The organism is Streptomyces sp. 6-11-2, assembly GCF_006540305.1.
In the GTDB taxonomy this organism is placed as follows: Bacteria; Actinomycetota; Actinomycetes; order Streptomycetales; family Streptomycetaceae; genus Streptomyces.
Genome location: NZ_BJOR01000001.1, coordinates 286,703 through 310,892, shown reverse-complemented (window position 1 = coordinate 310,892; position 24,190 = coordinate 286,703). Strand labels below are relative to the sequence as shown.

Here is a 24,190-nt window from a genome sequence, read left to right as displayed (position 1 = left end):
CCACCATGTCGAAGAAGACACCCCTGCACGACCTCCACACGCAGCTCGGTGCATCGTTCACCGACTTCACCGGCTGGTCCATGCCGCTGCGCTACACCTCCGAGCTGGCCGAGCACCACGCCGTACGGACCACCGCGGGAATCTTCGATCTCTCCCACATGGGCGAGATCGAGCTGGCCGGTCCCGAGGCGGGCCGGGCCCTGGACCACGCCCTGGTCGGGGAGCCGTCAAAGATCGCTGTCGGCCGCGCACGCTACTCCATGCTGGGTCCACGAAAACGGCGGAATACTCGACGACCTGGTCGTCTACCGCCTGGCCGAGGAGCGGTACCTCGTCGTGGCCAACGCGGGCAACGTGCTGGTCGTGCTCTCCCAGCTGCGTGAGCGGATCGACGGCTACGCCGCCACGGTCCGGGACGCGTCCGGCGAGTGGGCGCTGATCGCGGTCCAGGGACCGAGGTCACCGGCCATCGTGAGCGACGTAGCCGATGTCGACGTGCCGTCGCTGAAGTATTACGCGATCGACCCGGCGCGGTTGGCAGGCCACGACGTGCTGCTCGCTCGCACCGGCTACACCGGCGAGGACGGCTTCGAGATCTACTGCCGTCCCGAAGACGCGGAGTCTGTCTGGCGGGCCGTCAGCGCGGCGGGCGCGTCGCACGGGCTGGTGCCCTGTGGGCTGGCCTGCCGTGACACGCTGCGCCTTGAGGCCGGTATGCCGTTGTACGGTCAGGAACTCACCGTCCGCACGACGCCGTTCGATGCGGGACTGGGCCGAGTCGTGGCGTTCGGGAAGCCCGGCGGGTTCGTGGGCGAGGCGGCCCTGGCCGCCCGTCGTCACGAGGCCCCGACCCGCGTGCTGGTCGGGCTGGCCTCGACCGGTCGACGAGCGCCGCGCACCGGCTATGCCGTACTCGACCCGGATACCGGCGAGCACATCGGCGAAGTCACCTCGGGAGCCCTGTCGCCCACCCTCGGCCACCCCGTGGCGATGGCCTACCTGCCGACCGGCCGGAGTGATCCCGGCACGAAGGTATGCGTCGACATCCGCGGCCGACAGGAGTACGCCGAGGTCGTTTTGCTGCCTTTCTACCGCCGCCAAGCCTGAGCACTTCCACAGGAGAACAGATCATGAGCCTGCCCACCGAGCTGATGTACACCAGCGACCACGAGTGGATCGCGACCGACGGCGACCTGTCGACCGTCGGTGTCACTGCCCATGCAGCTGACGCACTCGGCGACGTCGTCTACCTCGACCTGCCCGCCGTCGGCACGACGATCACGGCAGGTGAGGCGTGCGGGGAGATCGAGTCGACCAAGTCCGTGAGCGACCTGTTCGCTCCTGCGGACGGCGAGGTCGTCGAGATCAACGAAGCCGCGGTCGGCGACCCCGGCCTGGTCAACGCCGACCCGTTCGCAGCGGGCTGGCTGTTCCGGATGCGGATCTCCGGTACGCCGGACCTGCTCGACGCCACCGCCTACGCGGCTCTCACCGAAGGAACCTGAGATGTCTGTGCTGAACCGTCGGCTCGCCGACTTCGACCCTGAGGTCGCCGCCGCCGTCGACGCCGAGCTGCACCGCCAGCAGTCCACCCTCGAGATGATCGCGTCGGAGAACTTCGCTCCGGTCGCGGTCCTCGAGGCGCAGGGCTCGGTGCTGACCAACAAGTACGCCGAGGGCTACCCGGGCCGCCGTTACTACGGTGGCTGTGAGCACGTCGATGTGACCGAGCAGATCGCGATCGACCGGGTGAAGGAGCTGTTCGGCGCCGAGTACGCGAACGTACAGCCGCACTCGGGAGCGTCCGCGAACCAGGCGGCGCTGTTCGCGATCGCCCAGCCCGGGGACACGATCCTGGGGCTGGATCTGGCGCACGGCGGTCACCTCACGCACGGCATGCGTCTGAACTTCTCCGGCAAGCAGTTCGACGTGGTCGCGTACCACGTCGACGAGGCCGGTCTGGTGGACATGGCCGAGGTCGAGCGCCTCGCCAAGGAGCACCGGCCCAAGGTCATCATCGCGGGCTGGTCCGCCTACCCGCGCCAGCTGGACTTCGCCGAGTTCCGGCGGATCGCCGACGAGGCCGGCGCCTTCCTGTGGGTCGACATGGCCCACTTCGCGGGCCTGGTTGCGGCCGGGCTGCACCCGAACCCGGTCGAGTACGCGGACGTGGTGACCTCCACGACGCACAAGACCCTCGGGGGACCGCGCGGCGGGATCATCCTCGCGAAGAAGGACTTCGCGAAGAAGATGAACTCGGCGGTCTTCCCGGGCTTCCAGGGCGGTCCGCTGGAGCACGTGATCGCGGCGAAGGCGGTGTCGTTCAAGGTCGCCGCGAGCGAGGGCTTCAAGGAGCGCCAGCAGCGGACGCTGGACGGTGCCCGGATCCTCGCCGAGCGGCTGACCTCGGAGGACGCCCGCAAGCACGGGGTGAACGTGCTGTCCGGCGGCACGGACGTGCACCTGGTCCTGGTCGATCTGCGTGACTCCGAGCTGGACGGGCAGCAGGCCGAGGACCGGCTCCATGAGGTGGGCATCACGGTCAACCGCAACGCCGTCCCGAACGACCCGCGGCCGCCGATGGTCACCTCGGGCCTACGGATCGGTACCCCGGCCCTGGCCACCCGCGGCTTCCAGGCGGCCGACTTCCGGGAGGTCGCGGACATCATCGCCGAGGCGCTCAAGCCGTCATACGACGCCGAGGCGCTCAAGGCGCGCGTGAGCGCGCTGGCCCAGAAGCACCCGCTGTACCCGGAGCTGTGAGATGAGTGGCACCATCACGCCGTCCGCTGTCGCACCCGACGGACGCAAGTTGCTGCGCCTGGAGGTCCGCAACAGCCAGACCCCCATCGAGCGCAAGCCCGAGTGGATGAGGACCCGGGCGAAGCTGGGCCCCGAGTTCAACCAGTTGCACGGCCTGGTCAAGCGCGAGGGCCTGCACACGGTCTGCCAGGAGGCGCGCTGCCCGAACATCTTCGAGTGCTGGGAGGACCGCGAGGCCACGTTCCTCATCGGCGGCGACCAGTGCACGCGGCGCTGCGACTTCTGCCAGATCGACACCGGCAAGCCGGCCGCGCTGGACCGGGACGAGCCACGCCGGGTGGCCGAGTCGGTGATGGCCATGGACCTGAACTACGCCACCGTCACGGGCGTCGCCCGCGACGACCTGGCCGACGGCGGGGCCTGGCTGTACGCGGAGACCGTGCGGCGGATCCACGCCGCGACCGCCGGCCGGGCGGGCGGCCGGACCAAGGTCGAGCTGCTGATCCCCGACTTCAACGCGGTCCCCGAGCAGCTGGCGGAGGTCCTCTCCGCCCGGCCGGAGGTTCTCGCGCACAACGTGGAGACGGTGCCGCGGATCTTCAAGCGGATCCGTCCCGCGTTCCGGTACGAGCGCTCCCTGGAGGTCATCACCGCCGCCCGGGAGGCGGGCTTGGTGACCAAGTCGAACCTGATCCTAGGTATGGGCGAGGAGCGGGAGGAGATCAGCCAGGCGCTGCAGGACCTGTACGACGCGGGCTGCGAGCTGATCACCATCACCCAGTACCTGCGGCCGTCCCTGCGACACCACCCGGTGGACCGGTGGGCCAAGCCGGCCGAGTTCACGGAGCTGAAGGAGGAGGCCGAGGAGATCGGCTTCTCCGGGGTGATGTCCGGGCCGCTGGTGCGCTCGTCCTACCGTGCCGGCCGCCTTTACCAGCAAGCAATCGACCAGCGGCCGCGGCAAGAACGGAACAACTGAATACACCGCTGACGATCCTGCGCGGGAGAGACCACGCCCTCGAGGCGTGGCGCCGAAGGAGCAAATCCTCCCCGGAAACTCTCAGGCCTCGTTACCGCGCAGGGGAGGCGGACTCTGGAAAGCAGGCGCTCACGCGTCTCGCCCACGGTGCAAGCCGCGCACAGCAGTGTGCGGTGAAGCTCTCAGGCCACATGACAGAGGGGGAGGCTCACCTGGCCGCACGGGCTCCTGCTCGCGCTCGACCCTCGAGGAGCCCCTCGTGTCCACGAACGTGCTTTCCTCCGGACGCAAACTGCCCCAAAACCCTCCGACCACCATTCTCATGAGGACAGAACACGCCTTCCCCCTTCGTCCGCAATCCAGCCGCGAGTTCATCCTCACCCTCTCGTGTCCCGACCGGGCCGGTCTGGTCCACGCCGTCAGCGGCTTCCTCGTACGGCACTGCGGCAACATCCTCGACAGCCGGCAGTTCGACGACCGGCTGCAGGACCGGTTGTTCATGCGGGTGCACTTCGACGTCTCCGATCCAAAGATCGCGCTGGAGGAGTTGCGTTCCGGTTTCGGGCCGGTGGCGGAGGCGTTCCGCATCTCCTGGCAGCTGCACGACGCGTCAACCCCGACCCGCACGCTGATCATGGTGTCGAAGTTCGGCCACTGTCTGAACGACCTGCTCTTCCGCAAGAGCACCGGCGCCCTGACCATCGAGGTCCCGGCGATCGTCTCCAACCACCGCGACTTCGAGCCGCTCGCGCACAGCCACGGCATCCCGTACCACCACATCCCGGTGACGCCGGAGACCAAAGCGGAGGCCGAGGCGCGGCTTCTGGAGCTGGTCGACCAACTCGACATCGACCTGGTGGTGCTCGCCCGCTACACGCAGGTCCTCTCGGACGACCTGTGCAAGCGCCTCGACGGCCGGGCCATCAACATCCACCACTCCCTTTTGCCGAGCTTCAAGGGCGCCCGCCCCTATCACCAGGCGCACCGGCGAGGGGTGAAGCTGGTTGGGGCCACCGCCCACTACGTCACCCCGGACCTGGACGAGGGACCCATCATCGAGCAGGACGTCGTGCGCGTGGGCCACGCAGACGACCCGGACGCGTTGATCACTGCCGGCCGGGACGTCGAGGCCCGGGTGTTGGCCCACGCCGTGCAGTGGCACAGCGAGCGCCGCGTGATGCTCAACGGCAACCATACGGTCGTCTTCCGCTGAGTCGCCGCACGGCGCGGGTTCGGTTGACCGTTCTCGATGATCCAGTGGCCGCGGGCCCAGGCGGCGATCTCGCGCGTGGTGGCTTGTTCGGCAGTCAGGTCGGTGACGGCGTAGACGGTCTCCGTCTGCCACTTGGCCGCGTCGAGGCCCCGGCGCCTGCGGTGGATGCGGACGACCTGGCGAGTGTGCGGGAACAGCAGTCCGTTCACGGTGACGACCTGGACCTCGCGGATCTCCTCGCGGCCGTGCCCGCGGTCGTGGGAGCGGTCCAGGACCGGCACGTCCTTCCAAGGCAGCTTCTTCAACTGCCGTGCGAGCTTGGGCTGATTGGCCTTCACCGACAGCAGGTAGTGGGTGCCTCGGTCCTCGACGAGGTAGCGGGCATGGGCGGTTTGCGCGTGGAGGGCGTCGACGGTGACCACGGCGCCGGCCAGGTCCTCGTCGTCGATCGCGTCGAGCAGGGGCGCGAACTCGGTGATCTCGTTGGTTTTGGCGCCGATCTCACGCAGGGCCGCGGTCAGGGCGTCGTCGTGGCGCACAGCGGTGAGCACGAAGACGCGGGAGCCGTTGGGGCGGCCGGCGCCACGCAGGCATTTGCCGTCCACGGCGAACGCGCGCCGACGCCGCGGGCGGGGGTCGGTATCGCGGGCGGCGCGGTGGGCGCGGCGCTGTTCGCGTTCGGCTGTGCTGTCGGGGCATCGCGCGCCTGCGGGCGGCGGCGTGAGCGCGGCGAGCCGGTAGCCGACGGCGGTCAGTGCGCCGGGGGCGACGTGGGCGAACAGATCGCGCAGGGTCCGCTCGCCCGGGGCCCGGTAGCGGCCAGCGAACGGGTCGAACGGGCAGCCCAGGGCGGCCCAGGGCGGCCAGGGTCTCCTGGTCGCAGCGGTGAGCCCATTCCGCGATCGCGGTAAGGGAGTTGTGGCCCGCTGCGGTCATCGCGCATACGCCGATGGCGAGCAGTGTTGCGAGCTTGAACCGCCGTCCGCGCCGGTCACGCGGGTCGGGCACTCGCACGAGCGCGTCCAGCAGCCCCGGCGGCGGAGCCGGGGCGGAGGAGGGTATGAGCCGGAGCGGTGCCACCAGTGTGACCGGCGTGGGGCATGATGAAGAGACGCGAGCACGGCAACCTTGCGGATCTTGAAGCTTAGACACCTCCATGATCCACATGTGCCGTGCTCGTTTGAGTTTCCCTTCTTAGCCCGCCGTGATCAAAACGGGCGAAGCGGACTCTCCCTGGGGTCCTGGGACAGCCGGCCCCCAGGACGCGGGAGCCGTTGGCTCGTACGTCAACGGGGAGGACTGGCGCAGGGGTGCCCTTTAACCAGCCCAGTTTTGCGGAACAGCATGATCGATCATGCTCCCGCAGTTCGCGGCATTCGCGCCAGAGCGCCGTCCTCAGCGACCGCCACCAAGATCCCCTGAACCACGCATGCTCCTCCTCTCAGGGCGGATGAGGACGCGCCGCCGCTCAGTCTCCATGAGGCCGGGCCAGGCCGTGGTCATAGGCGAAGATCACCGCTTGGATGCGGTCGCGGGCGCCGATCTTGGCCAGGACGCGGCCGACATGAGTCTTCACCGTGGACTCCGACAGGACGAAGCGGGCGGCGATCTCGCCGTTGCTCCAGCCCTTGCCGATGGCGACGAGGATCTCGCGCTCACGGTCGGTGAGGGAGCTCAGGCGCGGGTCCTCGGCGGAGCCGTCGCCGCCGGGTGGCACGAGGCGGGCGAACTCGTGCAGGAGACGGCGGGTGAGTGCGGGGGCGATCACAGCGTCTCCGACGGCCACGGCCCGGATGCCCGCGAGGAGTTCCTCGGGGCGGGCGTCCTTGAGGAGGAAGCCGCTGGCTCCGGCGCGCAGAGCCGCGTACACGTACTCGTCCAGGTCGAACGTGGTCAGCATCAGGACGCGCGAGCGATCGCCGGCGGCGACGATGCGGCGGGTGGCCTCGATGCCGTCCATGCCCGGCATGCGTACGTCCATGAGGACGACGTCGGGTCGCAGTTCGGCGGCCTTGCGCACCGCTTCCGCTCCGTGCGCGGCCTCGCCGACCACCTCCGTTTCGGGCAGGGAGTCCAGGAGCATGCGGTAGCCGTATCGCTGGAGCGGCTGGTCGTCCACGACGAGCACGGTGGTCACCGGGCACCGCCCTGGGGAGTGAGGTCGAGTGCGGCCCGTACCGTCCAGCCGGCGCCCGCGGGACCCGCGCTTACGTGTCCGCCGTAGAGAGCCGCTCGTTCCCGCATGCCCACCAGGCCGTGTCCTTCCTCGTTCACCGTGCTGGGACGGTCGGCCGGGACGAGTGGGCCGGAGTCCTGGACGGTGATGGTCAGCCGCGTGTCTTCCACGGCGATGGCCAGGTTCGCACGCGCGCCGGCGCCGGCGTGTTTCAGGGTGTTCGTCAGGGCCTCCTGCACGATGCGGTAGACCGTGAGCTGGACGCCGCCGTCGAGGGCGTCCACGTCTCCGGCGGTACGGTAGACGACCTCCAAGCCGGCGGCACGCACTCCTTCGCACAGCGCGTTGAGGTCCGCGAGACCGGGCTGCGGGCTCAGCTCGGGCTCGGCCGGCGGGCCGTCCGCCTCACGCAGCACGCCGAGCACCCGGCGCAGTTCGCCCAGGGCCTTGCGACCGGTGTCGCCGATGAGGTGGAGGGCCTCCCTGCCCCGCTCCGGAGCGACCCCGGCGGCATAGGCACCCGCGTCGGCGAGCGTGATGATGACGGACAGGTTGTGGCCGACGACATCGTGCATCTCACGGGCCACTCGTGCCCGTTCGGCCGCGACTGCGAGCCTGCCACGCTGGTCGCGTTCGATCTCCAGCCGGGCCGCACGGTCCCGAAGCCCGGCCAGCTGGGCCCGCCGGATACGGATCATCAAGCCGAGCGCGAGGGCCGCGGTCGCCGTGCTGAGCAGGAAGAACAGCGCGTCCCAGACCGACACCGCAGCCGACACCCGTGCCGCGACCAGTCCCAGCGCGCCCGCCGTGGCCGCACAGGCCCACGGCAGCTGCCGCAGCCGCCCGTGCAGGGCCAGGCTGTACAGGGCGACGAAGAGGGCGACGTCAGCACGAAGCGCGGCGCCGAGGGACCACTGGAGGACGAACACGGCCGCGATGGCGCCAAACGCGGCGGCGGGCGCCCGGCGCCGCCACAGCAGCGGCAGCACCAGCCCGGCCTGCAGGGCCAGCATGCCCGCCACGGGCAACCGGGTGAACACCAGGCGGAAGCGGCGCGGGCCGTCGCCTTCCCCGTCGATCGCGCCGACCGCGTGCAGCAGGTCCGGCAGGCAGAACATCAGGAAGACCAGCACCACGACCGCGGTGTCCAGCACCCACGGACGGGCCCGGTCAGCATGCCGGAGCCACTGGCCGGCCCGGCCGAGCCGGGCGACCAGCGGCCCCATCCCGCTGAGATCTTCGGTGGTCACGGAGTTCACGAGCCCATGATGCGCGTGGCTGCTCAGACGTCGCTGCGCCGCAGCCGGTACGCCGCTGCGGCCAGCGCCAGTGCCGTCCAGCCGAGGAAGACCCAGAGCCCGGCGCCCGGCGACAGGGTGGTCGAGTCGTGGGTCAGGGCAAAGATCGACTCGCCGGCATGGCTGGGCAGGTAGGGGTCGATGTTCCCGCTCCATGAGCTGGGCAGCAGGGAGATCAGTCCGGGTACGAGCATGAGGGCGGCGACCAGGACCGAGATACCGCCGGCCACGGAACGCAGCAGCGCGCCCAGGGCGGTGCCGATCACTCCGACCAGGCCCAGGTAGAGCCCGGCGCCCAGCAGACTGCGAAGGACACCGGCGTGGCCGAGGCCCATGGCGGCGGGCGTGCCGGAGACGACTTGGCTGCCTACGAGGAAGGCGACGAACGCGCCGACGGTGGCGATCAACAGCGCGACCAGCCCGTACACAGCCGCCTTGGACCACAGCACGGGCAGCCGGCGTGGCACCGCGGCCATGGTGGAGCGGATCATGCCGGTGGAGTACTCGCCCGCCGTGACCAGCACGCCGAGCACGCCGAGGGCCAGCTGGGCGAAGTTCGTGCCGAAGAGGGACAGACTCACGGCCGTCGCGTCGGCGAAGTCGCCGTGCATGGGGCGGCCGGAGTCGATCCCGGACTTGTAGCGGCTCGCGGCGATGACGCCGAAGGCGACGAGGAACAGCAGGCCCAGGCCGAGAGTGATCCAGGTGGAGCGCAGAGACCACAGTTTGGCCCACTCCGAGGCCACCACGCGCCGTCCGGTCACCCGGTAGGCGGGGCGGGCCGGCGCGGCCTGAGCGGTCTCGGGGGACTCCGGGGTTGCCGTGAGGGTGCTCATGCCGCGCTCCCGGAGGTCTCAGTGCCGGTCGTGGAGCCGTGGTACTCCACGGCGTCCCTGGTCAGTTCCATGAATGCCTCCTCCAACGACACCGCCTTCGTGGTCAGCTCGAACAGCGGAATCCTGTGTTCGGCCGCCTTCAGACCGATCTCGCGGGCGGACAGCCCGGTCACCTGCAGTTCCTCGGAGCCCACGCGGCCGGTGATCTCCACGCCGTATCCGGCCAGTACCTCCCGCAGCCGTGCGGGGTCGTCCGTCGCGACCTTCACGGCGTCGCCGCCGGCCTCGCGGACCAGGTCCCGTACGGTCGTGTCGGCCAGCAACCGTCCACGGCCGACGATGATGAGGTGATCAGCCACCAGTGACACCTCGCTCATCAGGTGCGAGGAGACGAACACCGTGCGCCCTTCGCTCGCGAGGGAGGTGAGCAGGTTCCGGATCCAGAGGACGCCCTCGGGGTCCAGTCCGTTGACCGGCTCGTCGAGCATCACGGTCTGCGGATCGCCGAGCAGGGCGGCCGCGATGCCGAGCCGCTGGCCCATACCGAGGGAGAAGGCACCGGCCCGCTTCTTCGCGACGCTGCCGAGACCGGCAAGGTCGATGACCTCGTCGACCCGGCGGCGCGGGATCCCGTGGGTGAGGCCGAGGGCCCGGAGATGGTTGTAGGCCGAGCGGCCCGGGTGGATCGACTTCGCCTCCAGCAGCGCCCCGACCTCCTGGAGCGGCGCCTGGTGGCGGGCGTAGCGTCGTCCGTTCACCGTGACGGAGCCGCTCGTCGGCGCGTCAAGCCCGACGATCATGCGCATCGTCGTGGACTTGCCCGCCCCGTTGGGGCCGAGGAAGCCGGTCACCGTGCCCGGCTTCACGGTGAAGTCCAGCCCGGCGACGGCTGTCTTCTCCCCGTACCTCTTGGTGAGCTGCTGTGCCTCGATCATTCGCGTTCCCTCTTTCGGACTCCGGCGCGCCCTGTACGCCTGGCGCCTCCTCCGTCACGCTAAGCCCGCGATCTGCCGGATCCGGTGGTACCGGGGACTGAACACTGCCAGGCAGGTGGTACCGGGGTACTACAGCCCCGCTGGCGGCGGGGCGTGGTTCCGGGATACCAGTGACACGGGCGGCCGTCATCGGCTATGGGAAACCACAGGGGGCTGACACCACTGGCCGCACGAGGTGTCACCTCGGCGACCGAGGAAGAAGCCGCAGCTTACTGATCATTTCAGAATGAGTTGGCGTGTGGGGCTTGGCAGTTGGGCTTGATGGCGGCAGAGTTCTTCGAGTGTCGGATGATCTTGTGCCTGATGACCTGTGGGAACGTGTTGCCCCGTTGCTCCCTCCTCGCCCACCGCGGCGTCGACGGTACCCAGGTCGGTTGCCGGCGGATGACCGCGCTGCCTTGCGGGGCATCGTTTACGTCCTGTGCAAGGGTGTGAGCTGGGCAGACGTCCCCACGGAGAAGATCGGCTGCAGTGGGGTGACGTCCTGGCGGCGCCTTCGGGACTGGACGCAGGCTGGCGTGTGGCCCCGTCTGCACGAGGTCCTTCTGGCGGAGCTGCGGGGAGCGGGCCTGCTGGACATGGATGACGCGGCCGTCGACGGCTCCCATGTCAGAGCCCTCAAAGGGGGGCTCACACCGGACCTTCGCCGGTCGACCGCGCCCGCCCGGGCAGCAAACACCACCTGATCACCGATCGGCACGGAACACCCCTGGCTGTCACCCTGACCAGCGGAAACCGTCACGATGTCACCCAACTGATGCCACTACTGGACGCGATACCCCGCATCCGCGGGATACGCGGACGGCCACGTCACCGGCCGCGCCGGCTGTTCGCCGACCGCGGCTACGACTACGACAAGTACCGCCGTCTCCTGCGGGCCCGCGGCATCACGCCAAAGATCGCCCGGAAAGGCACCGCTCATGGTTCCGGCCTGGGCAAGACCCGCCGGGTCGTCGAGCGGACGTTCGCCTGGCTCCACCAGTTCAAACGACTCCGGATCCGCTACGAGATACGCGCCGACCTCCACCTCGGCCTGCTCCAACTCGCCTGCAGCATCATCTGCTTGAGACGACTCCGGACCTCATTCTGAAATGATCAGTAAGCGGACGTGGAGCTTGCCGAACCGGCCCAGGTGCCACTAGATGTCATCCAGGCCGAGCCCTTGCACCTCGCTCACCCGTAGTCCGACCTGAGACATCAGCTTCGCGGCCGTGTAGTTCCTCGCGATCGGGGCGAACTTGCGGCAGGTCGCCAGCTCGCCGCTCCAGCCGGTGAACAGCTGGCCGACCTCCGGGGAGGTCGGCAGAATCCGCAGCTGGGCGTCGTTGGAGTCGCGCAGGTGATTCATCTCGTAGGCAGTGCGTGCTCAGCGCCTGCGTTGGTCGGCTCAATGTCCCACAGCGGCCGGCCGAGCCAGGTCCTCACCTGCTCCAGGTGACCAACGCCCCCGCGGATCGTGCCGCTTGCCAGCCCCCGCCGAGGTCCACGCCAGCACGAACCCGGCCAGCACATCGGTCTCGAACCGCTCCAGCTCCTCCGCCGAGGCGCAGATGGCTTCGCTGGAAGCGCATCGGAGTACGCATCGCGCGCAAAGGCATCGAGTCCAGTGGAACGATTAGGGCGACGCCGGTGGGTGATCGAGCGCACCATGTCGTGGCTGTCGGGCTACCGCCGATTGAGCCCTCGCTACGAGCGCAATCCCCACAACTACCTGGCCTTTCTTGGACTCGCCGCCGCCGTATGCTGCTACAAGAGATTCCTTCGCCTCACCACGTAGGACACGGTCTAAGGCGAAGCGGTGCGTGCCCGCCACCAAATCCCGTCGAAGACCTGCCGTCGATCCCGGGGCTTGCGCCCCTTCAACGGCGGCTGGGGCAACACCGCCTCCAGACGCACCCACTGTTCGTCCGCCAGATCTCTGAGCCATCCGAAGATCGTTTCACGGAACCGATCCCCGCCCCGGTAGCCCTGCCGTCAGCAGATCTTGCCCGCAGCAGCCGGAACAGCCCTCAGCAGGTCTCGCACCAAATCGAAATCGATGTCCCCCGGCTTGCGGAACCGCAGACAGCCTTTACCCATGTCCTGCCCGCTCAACCGTTCCGCGAAAGCATCCCGAACATCGCTCCGCATGAGGTAGAAGGAGATGTACTGCTTCTGACTCGCGAAGGCGATCTCGGCGGCGCCCTCCCGCGCGTAGGCGGGCATGCCGTACGCCATGACCTCGTCGAACCCCTTGAGCTCGGCCTGGCACAACCGCCGCAGCCTGGTCAGGGCATCCCTGCGCCCCTCGGCCACCTCGGCCAGATACCCGTCGACGTCTTCTGCACTGCTCTGCACCATGTCACGAGCCTATTCCAGCACGCCGATGCCGATCTCGGACGCGGGGTGGGTGCTGTCGGTGCGGGTGACGCGGATCGTGGTGAGGGCGAGCAGCGGCGCCAACGCGAGCGCGGCCATGATCATGCCGACCAGGGACGGTCCGGTCAGGCCCAGCGACGAGTCCAGCGCGATGCCGGCGATCAGAGAGCCCATGGCGATGCCCGCGTTGAAGGCGGAGGCGGACAGGGCAGCGGCGAGGGTGGGGGCCTTGCCGGCGAAGCGGACGACCAGGGCGGTGGAGACCGGCGGGACGGACTGGCCGGCCAGGCCCATGAGCACCAGCAGGACGACGGTGGCCACCGGGTTGGTGGACAGCGGGGTCTGCAGCAGGGCCAGGACCACGACGGCGATCAGGGCCGCGGTGATCTGCGTGGCCAGGGGGCGGCGGTCACCAAGGCGTCCGCCGATGTTCGTTCCGATCAGGGCGCCGATGCCGTAGCCGACGAGGATCAGGGAGACCGCGCCGGTGGGGATGCCAGCCCGGTCGGTGAGCAGGGGAGCGACGTAGGAGTAGGCAGCTATGACGCCGCCCAGCAGCAGCACGGAGGCCGCCAGGGCGAGCCACAGGCGGCCCGAGCGCAGCGCGGTGAACTCCGACCGGATGGAGGGGGCCACGCCAGGACGGGGTTCGGTGGGGATGAATTTACCGATGACCAGCGCTGCGGCTCCGGCAAGGACGGCCAAGGCCCAGAACGCTCCGCGCCAGCCGATGTGGTTGCCGACCAGGGAGCCAAGCGGAACGCCGACCACGGTGGCCAGACCCACACCGCTGACGATCATGCCTAGGGCGCGGGCCCGCGCAGTGGGGGCGACGGCGGCGCTGGCCACGACGCTGGCGACGGCCCAGAAGGTGCCGGTCGCCAACGCGGTGAGCACCCGTGCGGCAAGTACGACGGTGAAGGAGGAGCTGAGGGCTGCGAGCACGTGGCCTGCGGCGAAGACGGCCAGCGCCAGCACCAGCGTGACGCGCTTAGGCATACGCAGCGTGGCGATCGACATCGCCGGCGCACCGACGATCATGCCGATCGCGAACGACGTGATGAGCAGGCCGGCCCGGGAGACGCTGACGCCGAGATCGGAGGCCATCTCGGGCAGGATGCCCGCGACGATGAACTCGGTGGTGGCCATCAGGAACGTGCCCAGCGTCAGCAGCCACACCACGAACGGCAGCTTGGCTTTCCCTGGGGAGGCAGACATACGGAACAGACCCCTTACTGGTGGAAGCTGTGTGCGGGGCACCTCAGCGCGCATCCCGCTGCTTTCAAACGGACGCCCGGGGGGACCGGGCACTCCACCATTGAAGGGCATACGGCTGTGACGTGGGAGTCTCCGCCGTGAGGGGTACCGGCAGGGACCCTGCCCACGGCCGGGTGTGTGCGTGGTCAGCGCGGGAAGTCGGTGCCTGCCGCCTGCTCCTTCCTGGCGGCCCAGTTCGCGAGCAGCTTCAGGCCGTCCTCGCCCGCGCTGTGCGGCGGGGCGCTGTAGACGACGATGCTCAGCCCGCTCTCGTCGGGCTGGGCCATTGTCTCGTGGTCGAGCTCCAGGTCACCGACCGCCGGATGGTGGAAGCGCTTGGTCCCCTCACGGAAGACGTGCACGTCGTGGGCGCCTCACGACGGCGGAAGGCGTCGCTGCGCGTGGAGAGCTCCCGGATCCGGTTCGACAGCGTTCGGTCGTAGGGATTCTTGCCCGCCTCGATACGCAGCGCGCCGACCGCGGCGTGTGGTGCGCTCGAGTCCCTGCCCCGCCACCAGGTGTCAGTCAGGCCCTGCACTTCAGGCACCGGCCCCAGCCATCCGTACTGGCATGCAGCGGTGCCCAACGGGAGACGTGGATCCCGAATTCGCCACCGGGGCGTTCATGAATCCGTAGGCCATGGACACCCGAGAGTCCCCGGTGGAAGCCCCGGCCGGTGCCCCTGGGCAGGGTCGGCAGGGTAGGCGAAGATCCGCGTCGGCTCCGGCCCAGGTACCCGCTCGCCGGGGGTGAAGGCCTCGGGGCGTCGAGAGCATGCGTCTCAGGTAGCCGATGAGCGCACGCTTGGCTGGTGGGGCCAACTGCAGCGCTCCGTCACATTTGTTGTGACTGAGCGCCCTACTTGGCCCGTTTGGCCAACTACAGAGCTCAGCAGAACAGCGCGACGGGCCTACGGCGCCGACTGGACTTTGGGGCGGATCAGTTCGACGAGTCTGCGGCGGCTAGCTTTTCGCAGGGCGGCCGGGGAGCCGTAGCGGTCGAGCAGCCAGGTGACGGCCTGGTGGTCGAGGCGGGCTCCGAGGACGCGCTCCAGGCTGGGGTGGAACTGGGTGAGCAGGGCGCGTATCCGGTTGGAGGTGCGGGTGGCCTCGGCGGCGAGGTCCTGGTCGAAGCCCATGAGGACGGTAAGTTCGGCGGTGATTTCGTCGGTCAGCTCCAGGGAGCGCAGGGTGTGCGGCATCGCGCGGGCGGTGCCCGCGATCACGGCCGCGTCCTTGGCGTCGGGTTTCGCCTCGCCCGGGTAGAGGTCGGTGATCCGTCGCATGGCCAGTCCCGGCAGGTAGGCGATCTGGCAGCCCGTGTCGCGGGCGACGGTCAGCGGCAGGGCGCCGACGGATGCGGGCTGGTTCACGATGATCAGGACGGTGCCGAGCCTCGCGGCCAGTTTCTCGAAGACGGCCCGCAGTTTCGGCTCGCTGCTGGGCAGGGGTTTGTCGAAGACCTTCTTCCCGGCCAGGGTCAGCCCGTGGCCGTGGTGCGTGCTCTTGCCGACGTCCAGACCGAGGAAAACGCCCACGCTGCTGGTGTCGATCACCGTGCCCCCACTCACTCGATGCCGTGCTGGCCTGGGCGTCGGGGCCGTTCGCGCGCATCCACGTTACGCAGGCCTGTCGCCCGCGGACGACCGGGCATTGCGCCCTCTGTGCGGGCCCGGGGGTGCGGATGGCGTGTGGGAGCGTCACCGACGCGGCGGGCCCCCTTGCGTGTTACAGCAGTCCTCCCAACGGCCAGACCCGTTCGGCGAGCTGTCCGCGCAGCCTGTTCCCGGCGGTGTCGGCTACGGCGAGCCAGTCGGCGGTGACCAGCAGTTCGGCGTGGTGGGCGACTTCGTCGGGTGGCAGGGTGCAGAACGCGGCGACCTGGTCCAGGTGCAGCCCGCCGTCCTGGAGGTGTCCGAGCTGTCCGTCGGGGTGGGTGTGGGCGGCGGTGTACAGGGCCAGGAGCCGGGTGGCGGCGCCGAGTTTCTTCTTGCGGATTTTCCGGTCGCCCACGGCTTTCTGCGCCCAGCCGGAGATCCTCGAGCGGGTGGTCTTGCCGAAGGCGAACGGGTGGGGCTGGTCGGGCAGCAGTGCGGGGACGGTGAACGCGGTGGGGTCCTCGGGCCGGGAGGCCATCACCTCGGCGACGGTGCCGGGCAGGCGCAGCCAGCCGGCCGCGACCAACTGCTGGAGCACCCGCTCGGCATCGTTCTGCAGCCAGCCGTTGAGGTCCTGGCCGGTGATGTTCCCGGTGCCGGCGCGCGCGGCCCGCAGGGTGAGCATGAGCACCACCAGGCGCACCTCGGCCTCCGGGTGCGGGGCGTGGACGGCGACATAGTCCAGCACGGTGCGGGCGTGCACGGCCTGGTTCCGGGTCAACAGCCGCTCCACCGCCGGGCCGTCGTCTGCCGTGTCGCCCGCGGGCTGGCCGCCACGGTTTTCGTGCATCTCGCGGGTGGTCTGCGCGGCCTTCTCGGCCCGGTGTGCCTCGTGGCGCAGGGAGCTGTCGCTGCTCACGTCGGCCCACTGGCGAAAGGCGCGGGCCTTGCGCTCGTGGAGCTCGGCGAGGGGGGCGAGGTCAGGCTCGGTGCGCTGCTGGTAGGCGCGGAAGGCGTCCCCGAGTTCAATGAGCTCCACCCGCAACGCGTCGGGCTCAAGGTCGTGCGGCACGATCCGCTGCGCGATCTTCCCCCACCGCTTCGCCCGCGGCGACACTGCACCCGGTGCGGCGGCGCGGGCACGAGGGACCGACGCCACTGTGGCGACCGGGGATGACGGAGCGCCGGCTGCGGGGGAGGGGGCGTGGTCGGAGAAGACCGCCGTCACACCATCTGCCACCGTGCCAGTTGCAGGGTCCCGCTCTGAGGCTGGCTTTCCTGCCGCCTGGTCCGTCCCGGCCGGGGTGGCGCGGGCCGGGGGCGGGGCAGTGTCCAGGACACGGCAGTCGAGAGTGGCGGCCGCGCACCGCGCGCACGTCTCCGTGATCCGCCACAGCCTTCCGGCACGGTTCGCGTACACCGTCAGGACCACCGGACCGCCGCACCGCACCGATCCCGCTGCCGGCCGCGCCCGCCGCGCGGTCCGGCGGTGGGGTCGGGGGTGTGCCAGGCGCAGTCGGCGGCGCGGCAGGCGCACCACGCCTCGCCGCGCGGCCCGCCGTCCGCGCGGATGCGGGCCAGGTGTAGGTTGGTGTGTTCGACTGCGGCCTTGCGCCCCGCAGCAGTGCTGGGAAGGCGCTGATCGGCGCAGGCCGGGCGGGAGCAGGAGAGTTTCACCGTGCCGGCAGAGGGGCGGCCGTAGGGGTCCAGGCGCACCGTCCACACCCGCCCCGCTCCGCGCTCGTGCTGTGTGCTGGCCTCCACCACCATGTCTGTACTCCCCGCCTTGCTTGATCCGCTGTTCCGGGCGGTCTCCATCATCAGGGATACCGGCCGATCAGCCCGTGCAGGAGTGTCCAGGGACACGCAGGGAGTGCGCCGCACCGCGTAACGCGGTGCTGTCATCGGTGAACTCCGTGTCGGTGCCGGAATGCAGCGCGCACGACCGTCACGCTGCAGAACGTACGGCACCGCAGGCAGCGCTTCGTCCGGCAGCCTCTCGCTGACGGCGAGCTGCTGCCACAGCGGGTACGTCCAGCGCGGCCCTCCAGTGCCACGGAGTTTGCGGCCGCTGTCGCCCATGTCCCTGACAGTGAGTGAAGGAGAAGGGACGGGCGGGATGGGCGGCACGGACACGGCCGGGATCGAGCCGCGCTCGCCGGTGTTGCACGCCGGGCGAGACCATCGCGCCCAGCTGCCGGCCAAACGGCGGCACGACGTCAGGAGTCGGGGAAATCGCCGATGTGGTCGAAGCCGCTCAGCATCGGCGTCACTTTCTGCGTTGTGCCTCGTCCTTTTGCCTGTTGTCGGTTCTCTCCATCGAGCTTCAACATGCCAGACCAGAACGCAGATTGGTCGACGCTGACTTGCAACAGCTCAGCCGCGAGAGGAGCGCCCGTTCTCTGTCCGCGTCGCCTTTCATCCCAGCGCGGCTTCTGTCGAGTCGTAGATCGGGAAGACTTGGTTCAGGCTCGTGATGTTGAAGATCCGCCGGATGTTCGGGTTCGTGATGACCAGCTTCAGTGCGCCGGCTCGCGCGCGGATCCGTTTGTGGATTCCGACGAGGAGTCCGAGGCCGGTTGAGTCCATGAACGTCGTCCCTGTCAGGTCGACGATAAGACGGTGCCGACCTGCCTGGATCCACTTGCCCAGGTGCTCCCGGGTGCGGGGCACGGTATACACGTCGACCTCTCCGTGGATCTCGACGATGGTCCAGTCGTTCTCGTCACGGTGACGGATGTGGAATTCGGGGGTCATGCCGGAGCTAACGGCTAAGTCCCGGGGAGAGGTTGCGAACTGTGCCCGACGCACGTCCGTTCTGCATATGCGCGAACGACTGGCCGCAGCTTCACAGTGAAGGAAACCTGGTCATAGGTTCACCGGTGGAATGGAAGGACAGGCCTGCTCCGAGGCCTGCGCGGCTGGGTCCGCCGGTGCCCCCGTGGGTGGGCCGGGCGTTCTTCTTTGGCTCCGTGGTAGCCGCCCTCCAGCCTCGCGGCTCCGGACCTGCGGGGCGGGTCTGGCGGGTGTAGACCGATGGGTATGGGCTTGCCGCAGCGGTTCCTGCACCGCCCGTATCCCTGGCAGGCAAGTAAGGCCCTGCTGGCGCTCCCGCTCGGCCTGATCGTGGTCATCGTGCTGACCGACGTGCTGACCCCGGGCAGCAGGTTGCCGATGGGGCCGTCGCTGCTGATCGTGGCGCCCGCGCTCGCCGCGTCCTTCGCCTCGACCCTCGTCACCGGGGCGATCGCCGCCCTTGCCGTCGTGGGCATGCTCGTCATCGGCCTGGAATCGCACCTGCTGGACACGATGAACTTCGAGTCGCAGATCATCGCCCTGCTGGTGGTTTCGCTGGTCGTGACCGTGTTCCGGTATCTGCAGGTGCGGCATGCCCGTGAGCTGTCGCTGGTGCGGACGGTGTCGGAGACCACGCAGCGGGTGGTGATGCGGCCGCTGCCGCGGCGGATCGGCCCGCTGCGGGTGGCCTCCATGTATCTGGCCGCGCAGGAGCAAGCCCTGATCGGCGGCGACCTGTACGCGGCCGTATGCACATCCACGGGCACCCGGCTGATCATCGGCGATGTGCGAGGCAAGGGCCTGACCGCGATGAGCGACGCCGCCCTGTTGCTGGGCGCCTTCCGGGAGGCCGCGCACCGCGAGGCTACGCTGCCTGGTCTCGTGGCCTACCTGGAGCACAGCGTGTGCTGGAACCTGGCCGAGCCCGCCGAGGCGGAGACGGCCGGGGAGTGCTTCATCACCGCTGCCGTCATCGACATCCCCGACAAGGACCCGCGAGCGCAGATGGTCACGTGCGGGCACCCTCCACCGTTGCTGATGCGCGACGGGAAGGCCACCGCGCTGCCCGTCAGTCGGCCCGCGCCGCCGCTGGGCCTGGGCGAGCTGGCCTCCCGCCCCGACTACCATGTCGATACCTTCACCCTGGAGCCGAGGGATGTGCTGCTGCTGCACACCGACGGCGTCATCGAGGCCCGCGACGCCCGGGGCGTCTTCTACCCGCTGGCGGAACGCGCCGCAGCCTGGGCGCACGAGAGCCCCTCGGCACTGATCCGCAGCCTGCGCGCCGACCTGCTCGCGCACGTCGGCGGCCACCTGGCCGACGACGCCGCCCTGATCGCCCTTCAACGCACCCACAGCCAGTTCCCCATCGAAGCGGACCGGCGGGTGCACGAGCTTCGACTCCTTCGCGAGACGGTGACGACGGTCCGCAGAGGATTTGCTGCATTGCACTGTGACGTCCCTGTGCACTGACGAACTGGAGCCGTTCTTGCAGGCCGGCGCAGTGCTGGCGGAGTTGACTACCCACGTCACGCTCTTCAGCAACAAACACCTGCCTGCTACAACAGCTTTGCGTGCTATAGAACGGCGTCGCAGCCGCACAGCCGGAGGCTGGCCAGGGCAGTAGACCGTCGGCTGCGGGCAGTCGGGCCCGGTCATGCAGCCGATGCCAGGACGGGGGCGACGGGAACCGATGGGGCTGACTGCTCGGCCCACACGATCTTCCCGGTGGGGGTGAAGCGGGTTCCCCAGCGCTCGGCGAACTGGGAGACGAGGAAGATCCCGCGACCGCCCTCGTCCATGGCCGCTGCGTAGCGCAGGTGCGGGGAGGTGCTGCTGCCGTCACTGACCTCCACAATGAGGCTGGTGTCGCGCAGAAGGCGCAGGTGGACAGGGGGCGCCCCGTAGCGGATGGCATTGGTGACCAGCTCGCTGAGGATCAGTTCGGTAGCGAATGCCGTCTCCCCCAGATTCCAGTCGGCCAGCTTCGCGAACACCTCGGCGCGTAGGGCGGGCACCGCGGCGGGAAGGGCCGGGATGTCCCATTCGGCGATACGGTCATGCGGAAACGCATGGGTGAGAGCGATCAGGAGAGCGACGTCATCGACTGGACGGGCGGGTCGCACCGCCTCCAGGACCGTCTGGCATGTCTCCTCCGGGTCGATCCCCACGCCGGAGAGCGTGTCGCACAGCAGCTTCAGGCCGGCCCCGACGTCGCGTTGTCGGTCCTCGATGAGCCCGTCGGTGTAGAGCACGACCTGCGTGTCCTCCGGCATCTGCCGCTCAATGGCCTCAAAGCGCATGCCGCCTACGCCAAGCGGAGGGCCTGCGGGCAGGTCGAGAAGCTCCGCGCGGCCGTCCGGATAGACGATGGCGGGCGGAAAGTGACCGGCTCTTGCCATCGCGCAGATGCGGGAGACGGGGTCGTAGATCGCATACAGGCACGTAGCCCCCGCGGTCCCATCCTCGCAGTTGCCCGCCTCCGCATCCATCTGACTCACCACGTCGTCAAGGCGGGCCAGTAGCTCGTCGGGCGGCAGGTCAAGGGTGGAGAAATTGCGGACCGCGGTGCGCAGCCGCCCCATGGTGACCGCGGAGCGCAGGCCGTGGCCGACCACGTCCCCGACCACCAGCGCGGTGCGGTGGCCTGGGAGAGGGATCACATCGAACCAGTCCCCGCCGACCTCGGCCTCGGCCGGCACGTAGCGGCACGCCACCTGGACGGTGCTGGTGTCCGGCAGCACCCGGGGCAGCAGGCCGCGCTGCAGCGTAGTAGCGATGGAGCGCTCGCGGCTGTAGCGGCGAGCCAGATGAGAGACCGCAAGGCCGACGACGAGCAGCAACCCGGCGGTGACGATGTCGTCCGAGTTGTTGAAGCGGGTGAAGCTTTCGTACGGAGTGGTGAAGAAGTAGACGTACCACACGGCGGCGGACAGGGCTGTGAGGGCCGCAGCCCCACGGTTGCCGAGAGCAGCCACCGCCGCGACGACCAACATCAGAATCAGGACCGCGTTGGTGTCAGACAGGATCGCTCGGACGGGCAGCAGGAGCAGGCAGACGGCGAGCGGGACAGCTACTGCAGCAAGGAGCGCGGTCAGCCCCCTAGCCAGATCACGAGGCATGCCACACCTCCCCATCTCTCTGGTGTAGCAGGGCTCACATGGCACTGCCATTCGATACAGGTCTGCGCGGAACCTCAACCGGGCCGAGGCCCTCGATGCCATCCCCGAGCCTGCGAATAAGCGGGGGCCTGCCACATCGACCAGCTCCTGTCGCCAGAGAGAAAGGCCGTCGGTATCACGCTCAACGCTGCGGCGGCCGAGGCACCCAACGACACCGACGCGGAGAATCTCCAGTCAACCACCTGGCCGGAAGTTTTGGCCGTCGCCGGACGCCTCGCTCAGGTCATGGTCGCGAATGACTTGGGAGGACTCGCTTCACCGCACGATCCCGAGCCCAGAACGAGCAATGCTCAGAACCTGTGGATCGACCCGGGAAGGACGTACCTTCCCGGGTGATTGATCGATAGGTCACCGAGCAAGACCGGTATTCGCAGCACCGGCCGGGAAGGCACGTCCGTGCTCAGCGTAGTGAACGACGACGGAACCACCGCCAACGGCTCCTCCCTGATCGACGAAATCGTCCGGGAGGGCGCAAGAAGGATGCTGGCCGCCGCACTGGAAGCCGAGGTCAACGGCTACATAGCCGAGTTGGCTGACCAGCGCGACGAGCGTGGCCGTCGCCTGGTCGTGCGCAACGGCTACCACCAGCCCAGGAAGGTCACCACCGCGGCTGGCGTAGTCGAGGTGAAGGCGCCGCGGGTGAACGACAAGCGCGTCGACGAGGCCACCGGCGAGCGCAAGCGGTTCTCCTCCACGATTCTGCCGCCTTGGGGCCGCAAGTCCCCGAAGGTCAGCGAGGTGCTGCCGCTGCTCTACCTGCACGGACTGTCCTCCGTCGACTTCGTGCCCGCGCTGGAGCAGTTCCCCGGCAGCTCGGCCGGGCTGTCGCCGGCCACGGTTACCCGGCTGAACCCAGCAGTGGCAGGCCGACCACGCCGCGTTCATGGACCGCGACCTCGCGGAGGTCGACTACGTGTACGTGTGGGCCGACGGCATCCACCTCAACGTCCGCCTGGAAGAGGCCAAAGCCTGCGTACTCGTCCTCGTCGGCGTGCGCGCCGACGGCAGCAAGGAACTGGTCGCACTCAAGGACGGCTACCGCGAGTCGGGCGAGTCCTGGGCGGACCTGCTGCGTGACTGCGCCCGCCGAGGGATGGGCGCCCCGGTCCTGGCGGTCGGCGACGGGGCTCTCGGCTTCTGGAAGGCCCTGGCCGAGGTCTTCCCCGCCTCCCATCATCAAAGGTGCTGGGTGCACAAAACCGCCAATGTGCTCAACGCTCTGCCGAAGTCGGCCCAGCCCGGCGCCCGCAAGGCGCTTCAGGACATCTGCAACGCCGAGGACCGCGACCTCGCGGTCAAGGCGATCACTACGTTCGCCCAGCTCTAACGGCGCGAAGTTCCCCAAGGCCGTCAAGAAGATCACCGACGACGAGGCCGAGCTGCTGGCGTTCTACGATTTCCCCGCCGAGCACTGGATCCACCTGCGGACGACCAACCCGATCGAGTCCACGTTCGCCACCGTCCGCCTGCGCACCAAGGTCACCCGCGGCGCCGGCTCCCGCACCGCCGCCCTGGCGATGGTTTTCAAGCTCGTCGAGTCCGCCCAGGCCCGGCGGCGGGCCGTGAACGCACCCCACCTCGTCGCCCTCGTCCGGGCCGGAGCCTGCTTCGAACGCGGCCAGCTCATCGAGCGCCCCGCCACCGCTGCGGCATAGAGTCTGGTGCACCATGACCGACCACCACACCTACGGCATCAGCACCCACACCGCCAGCGAGCTGGCCCGGCTCGTCAGTGACCGCCTCGGGCTGGTCTTCACCGAGCGCGACAGCTACCACCGGGGCGTCTACCACCTCGCCGACATCCCCAACGGGCGGATCGAGATCCAGCCCAACCCGATCCCCGGCGACGACGATGAAGACGACCTCTACGCCCCGGAACACCCGGCGGCCCAGGTGCTGTTGCTCACTACCACACCGACCTCGGACCCCGCCCTGCGGACCCGCCTGGACTCCATCGAAGGGCTCACCCACCTGAACCACGAGACAGCGTGAACAGCTACTGATCCACAGCTTTTGACAATTACTCGTCCAGAACGTGAGCCGATCACTCATGGCCTTAGCTTGACGTTTACTGACCTTGTTGGCGTGATGTCGTTGGGGTCTGACGATTCGTGATCCCTGCGGTATGCCGTTTGCTGAGGTGCGCACAGGGTGCACGGCAACTACCTTGACCGGACTCTGTGACACGCTGTGAAGCATGGGGTGGACTTTCAAGCTTCACGGTGGTGTTGCAGCCGGGCTGGGCGCCACGCTCTTGTTGCTGGCCACGCTCACGTGGCTGCCCGGGGCCTTGCCGTTCACAGGCGCGAGATGGTTGGCGGCCGCGATTTTCGTATCGCTCTTCTTGACCTTTGCATCTGCTCTGGTCCGATTGATCATGAGGAGCGCGGACAAGCATGCGATATGGATGGCCTTCCGGTGCCTGCCCGGCAAGGTGCAGATGGCACTCGGAGCGTTGGCCCTGTGGGGTGTGGTGCTGTTGGTCTTCAGCACGGCAACAGAGGGGAACCTTCAGTCAGCCGAGGTAAGGGACGGCCGTTATGTCGCCTTCGACACGACGCCCCATGCGCGCGACACGGTCGAGATCTCCCAGAGCCGCTACCAAGATGTCCTGGAGAGCGATCAGCGCACCATGCTCGCCATCCCAGGCGTGCTCTTCCTCGGCGCTGCCTATGCTGTTCTGGCAGCCGGAGAACTACGCCGAGCAGACGGCGCTGTTGTCCCGTCCGGCGTCACGTAA

22 protein-coding genes, 5 pseudogenes and 1 riboswitch are annotated in these 24,190 nt (G+C 69.0%); of the genes and pseudogenes, 11 read left to right on the top strand and 16 right to left on the bottom strand.

The window, feature by feature from the left end:
* The first annotated feature begins 5 nt into the window (after positions 1–5).
* From gcvT to purU, 5 genes and pseudogenes are all read left to right on the top strand, one after another.
* Positions 6–1,107, top strand: a pseudogene (gene gcvT / locus TNCT6_RS01550) (glycine cleavage system aminomethyltransferase GcvT).
* A gap of 23 nt (positions 1,108–1,130) precedes the next feature.
* Positions 1,131–1,505 (top strand): glycine cleavage system protein GcvH, encoded by a 375-nt coding sequence (gcvH, locus tag TNCT6_RS01545; protein ID WP_141355796.1) that lies wholly within the window; start codon positions 1,131–1,133, stop codon positions 1,503–1,505.
* 1 nt (position 1,506) lies between these two features.
* Entirely contained in the window at positions 1,507–2,763 is a 1,257-nt protein-coding gene (glyA, locus tag TNCT6_RS01540) for a serine hydroxymethyltransferase (RefSeq protein WP_141355794.1), read from the top strand.
* Between the two features lies 1 nt (position 2,764).
* Positions 2,765–3,742, top strand: coding sequence for a lipoyl synthase (lipA, locus tag TNCT6_RS01535; RefSeq protein ID WP_141355792.1), 978 nt, complete (start codon positions 2,765–2,767; stop codon positions 3,740–3,742).
* 12 nt (positions 3,743–3,754) lie between these two features.
* A riboswitch (glycine riboswitch) is annotated at positions 3,755–3,849 on the top strand.
* A gap of 215 nt (positions 3,850–4,064) precedes the next feature.
* Positions 4,065–4,955 (top strand): formyltetrahydrofolate deformylase, encoded by an 891-nt coding sequence (gene purU, locus TNCT6_RS01530; RefSeq protein ID WP_141355790.1) that lies wholly within the window; start codon positions 4,065–4,067, stop codon positions 4,953–4,955.
* Positions 4,956–5,041: 86 nt separating this feature from the next.
* Here the strand turns inward: purU and TNCT6_RS42005 are convergent.
* The 6 genes and pseudogenes from TNCT6_RS42005 to TNCT6_RS01505 form a co-directional block, all read right to left on the bottom strand.
* Positions 5,042–5,560, bottom strand: a pseudogene (locus TNCT6_RS42005) (ISAs1 family transposase); the annotation flags it as partial.
* A complete protein-coding gene (locus tag TNCT6_RS42000) occupies positions 5,457–6,113 on the bottom strand; it encodes a transposase family protein (RefSeq protein ID WP_373996229.1) in 657 nt (218 codons plus the stop codon). The gene TNCT6_RS42000 and the pseudogene TNCT6_RS42005, both read right to left, overlap by 104 nt.
* 310 nt (positions 6,114–6,423) lie before the next feature.
* Entirely contained in the window at positions 6,424–7,092 is a 669-nt protein-coding gene (locus TNCT6_RS01520) for a response regulator transcription factor (RefSeq protein WP_141355788.1), read from the bottom strand.
* Positions 7,089–8,357 (bottom strand): sensor histidine kinase, encoded by a 1,269-nt coding sequence (locus TNCT6_RS01515; RefSeq protein WP_172633169.1) that lies wholly within the window; start codon positions 8,355–8,357, stop codon positions 7,089–7,091. Before TNCT6_RS01515 ends, TNCT6_RS01520 begins: the two co-directional genes overlap by 4 nt.
* A 56-nt stretch (positions 8,358–8,413) precedes the next feature.
* Positions 8,414–9,265 carry an ABC transporter permease gene (locus TNCT6_RS01510; protein ID WP_141355784.1) on the bottom strand — a complete coding sequence of 284 codons (852 nt, stop codon included), beginning with the start codon at positions 9,263–9,265 and terminating at the stop codon, positions 8,414–8,416.
* Positions 9,262–10,200, bottom strand: coding sequence for an ATP-binding cassette domain-containing protein (locus tag TNCT6_RS01505; protein ID WP_141355782.1), 939 nt, complete (start codon positions 10,198–10,200; stop codon positions 9,262–9,264). Before TNCT6_RS01505 ends, TNCT6_RS01510 begins: the two co-directional genes overlap by 4 nt.
* Positions 10,201–10,541: 341 nt before the next feature.
* On the opposite strand from TNCT6_RS01505, the gene TNCT6_RS01500 reads away from it, so the two are divergent.
* A protein-coding gene (locus tag TNCT6_RS01500) for an IS5 family transposase (protein WP_172632768.1) occupies positions 10,542–11,350 on the top strand; the annotation gives its coding sequence in 2 pieces (ribosomal slippage) (positions 10,542–10,881 and positions 10,881–11,350; 810 coding nt in all).
* A 48-nt stretch (positions 11,351–11,398) separates the two neighbouring features.
* Here TNCT6_RS01500 and TNCT6_RS40665 read toward each other — a convergent pair.
* Positions 11,399–11,608 carry a hypothetical protein gene (locus TNCT6_RS40665; protein WP_253265990.1) on the bottom strand — a complete coding sequence of 70 codons (210 nt, stop codon included), beginning with the start codon at positions 11,606–11,608 and terminating at the stop codon, positions 11,399–11,401.
* Between the two features lie 209 nt (positions 11,609–11,817).
* Here TNCT6_RS40665 and TNCT6_RS01490 point away from each other — a divergent pair.
* Positions 11,818–12,037, top strand: a pseudogene (locus TNCT6_RS01490) (transposase); the annotation flags it as partial.
* Between the two features lie 8 nt (positions 12,038–12,045).
* Here TNCT6_RS01490 and TNCT6_RS41995 read toward each other — a convergent pair.
* The 8 genes and pseudogenes from TNCT6_RS41995 to TNCT6_RS01455 all read right to left on the bottom strand — a co-directional run bounded on the left by TNCT6_RS41995 (position 12,046) and on the right by TNCT6_RS01455 (position 18,229).
* Positions 12,046–12,174 carry a transposase gene (locus tag TNCT6_RS41995; protein WP_373996228.1) on the bottom strand — a complete coding sequence of 43 codons (129 nt, stop codon included), beginning with the start codon at positions 12,172–12,174 and terminating at the stop codon, positions 12,046–12,048.
* 60 nt (positions 12,175–12,234) lie between these two features.
* Entirely contained in the window at positions 12,235–12,600 is a 366-nt protein-coding gene (locus TNCT6_RS01480) for an iron chaperone (protein ID WP_141355778.1), read from the bottom strand.
* Between the two features lie 9 nt (positions 12,601–12,609).
* The gene (locus TNCT6_RS01475; RefSeq protein ID WP_141355776.1) at positions 12,610–13,836 is read right to left on the bottom strand and encodes an MFS transporter; all 1,227 of its coding nucleotides are present in this window, start codon (positions 13,834–13,836) and stop codon (positions 12,610–12,612) included.
* Positions 13,837–14,021: 185 nt separating this feature from the next.
* Positions 14,022–14,237: a hypothetical protein gene (locus tag TNCT6_RS40660; protein WP_253265989.1), complete on the bottom strand. Its 216-nt coding sequence runs from the start codon at positions 14,235–14,237 to the stop codon at positions 14,022–14,024.
* A 566-nt stretch (positions 14,238–14,803) separates the two neighbouring features.
* Positions 14,804–15,430 (bottom strand): annotated as a pseudogene (locus TNCT6_RS01465) (IS110 family transposase); the annotation flags it as partial.
* 172 nt (positions 15,431–15,602) lie between these two features.
* Positions 15,603–16,544 carry a hypothetical protein gene (locus TNCT6_RS41870; RefSeq protein WP_308789456.1) on the bottom strand — a complete coding sequence of 314 codons (942 nt, stop codon included), beginning with the start codon at positions 16,542–16,544 and terminating at the stop codon, positions 15,603–15,605.
* A 350-nt stretch (positions 16,545–16,894) separates the two neighbouring features.
* Complete coding sequence (locus TNCT6_RS41865; RefSeq protein ID WP_308789455.1) at positions 16,895–17,242, bottom strand: hypothetical protein; 348 nt, start codon at positions 17,240–17,242, stop codon at positions 16,895–16,897.
* A 648-nt stretch (positions 17,243–17,890) separates the two neighbouring features.
* Positions 17,891–18,229 (bottom strand): STAS domain-containing protein, encoded by a 339-nt coding sequence (locus tag TNCT6_RS01455; RefSeq protein ID WP_141355774.1) that lies wholly within the window; start codon positions 18,227–18,229, stop codon positions 17,891–17,893.
* Between the two features lie 285 nt (positions 18,230–18,514).
* Here TNCT6_RS01455 and TNCT6_RS01450 point away from each other — a divergent pair, with 285 nt between their 5' ends.
* Complete coding sequence (locus TNCT6_RS01450; RefSeq protein WP_141355772.1) at positions 18,515–19,741, top strand: PP2C family protein-serine/threonine phosphatase; 1,227 nt, start codon at positions 18,515–18,517, stop codon at positions 19,739–19,741.
* Positions 19,742–19,923: 182 nt separating this feature from the next.
* Here TNCT6_RS01450 and TNCT6_RS01445 read toward each other — a convergent pair whose 3' ends face one another.
* The gene (locus TNCT6_RS01445; RefSeq protein ID WP_301184381.1) at positions 19,924–21,390 is read right to left on the bottom strand and encodes a SpoIIE family protein phosphatase; all 1,467 of its coding nucleotides are present in this window, start codon (positions 21,388–21,390) and stop codon (positions 19,924–19,926) included.
* 456 nt (positions 21,391–21,846) lie between these two features.
* Between TNCT6_RS01445 and TNCT6_RS01440 the strand changes: the two are divergent.
* The 3 genes and pseudogenes from TNCT6_RS01440 to TNCT6_RS01430 all read left to right on the top strand — a co-directional run bounded on the left by TNCT6_RS01440 (position 21,847) and on the right by TNCT6_RS01430 (position 24,190).
* Positions 21,847–23,105 (top strand): annotated as a pseudogene (locus tag TNCT6_RS01440) (IS256 family transposase).
* A gap of 13 nt (positions 23,106–23,118) precedes the next feature.
* The gene (locus TNCT6_RS01435; protein WP_141355768.1) at positions 23,119–23,442 is read left to right on the top strand and encodes a hypothetical protein; all 324 of its coding nucleotides are present in this window, start codon (positions 23,119–23,121) and stop codon (positions 23,440–23,442) included.
* A 205-nt stretch (positions 23,443–23,647) separates the two neighbouring features.
* Positions 23,648–24,190 (top strand): hypothetical protein, encoded by a 543-nt coding sequence (locus TNCT6_RS01430; RefSeq protein WP_141355766.1) that lies wholly within the window; start codon positions 23,648–23,650, stop codon positions 24,188–24,190.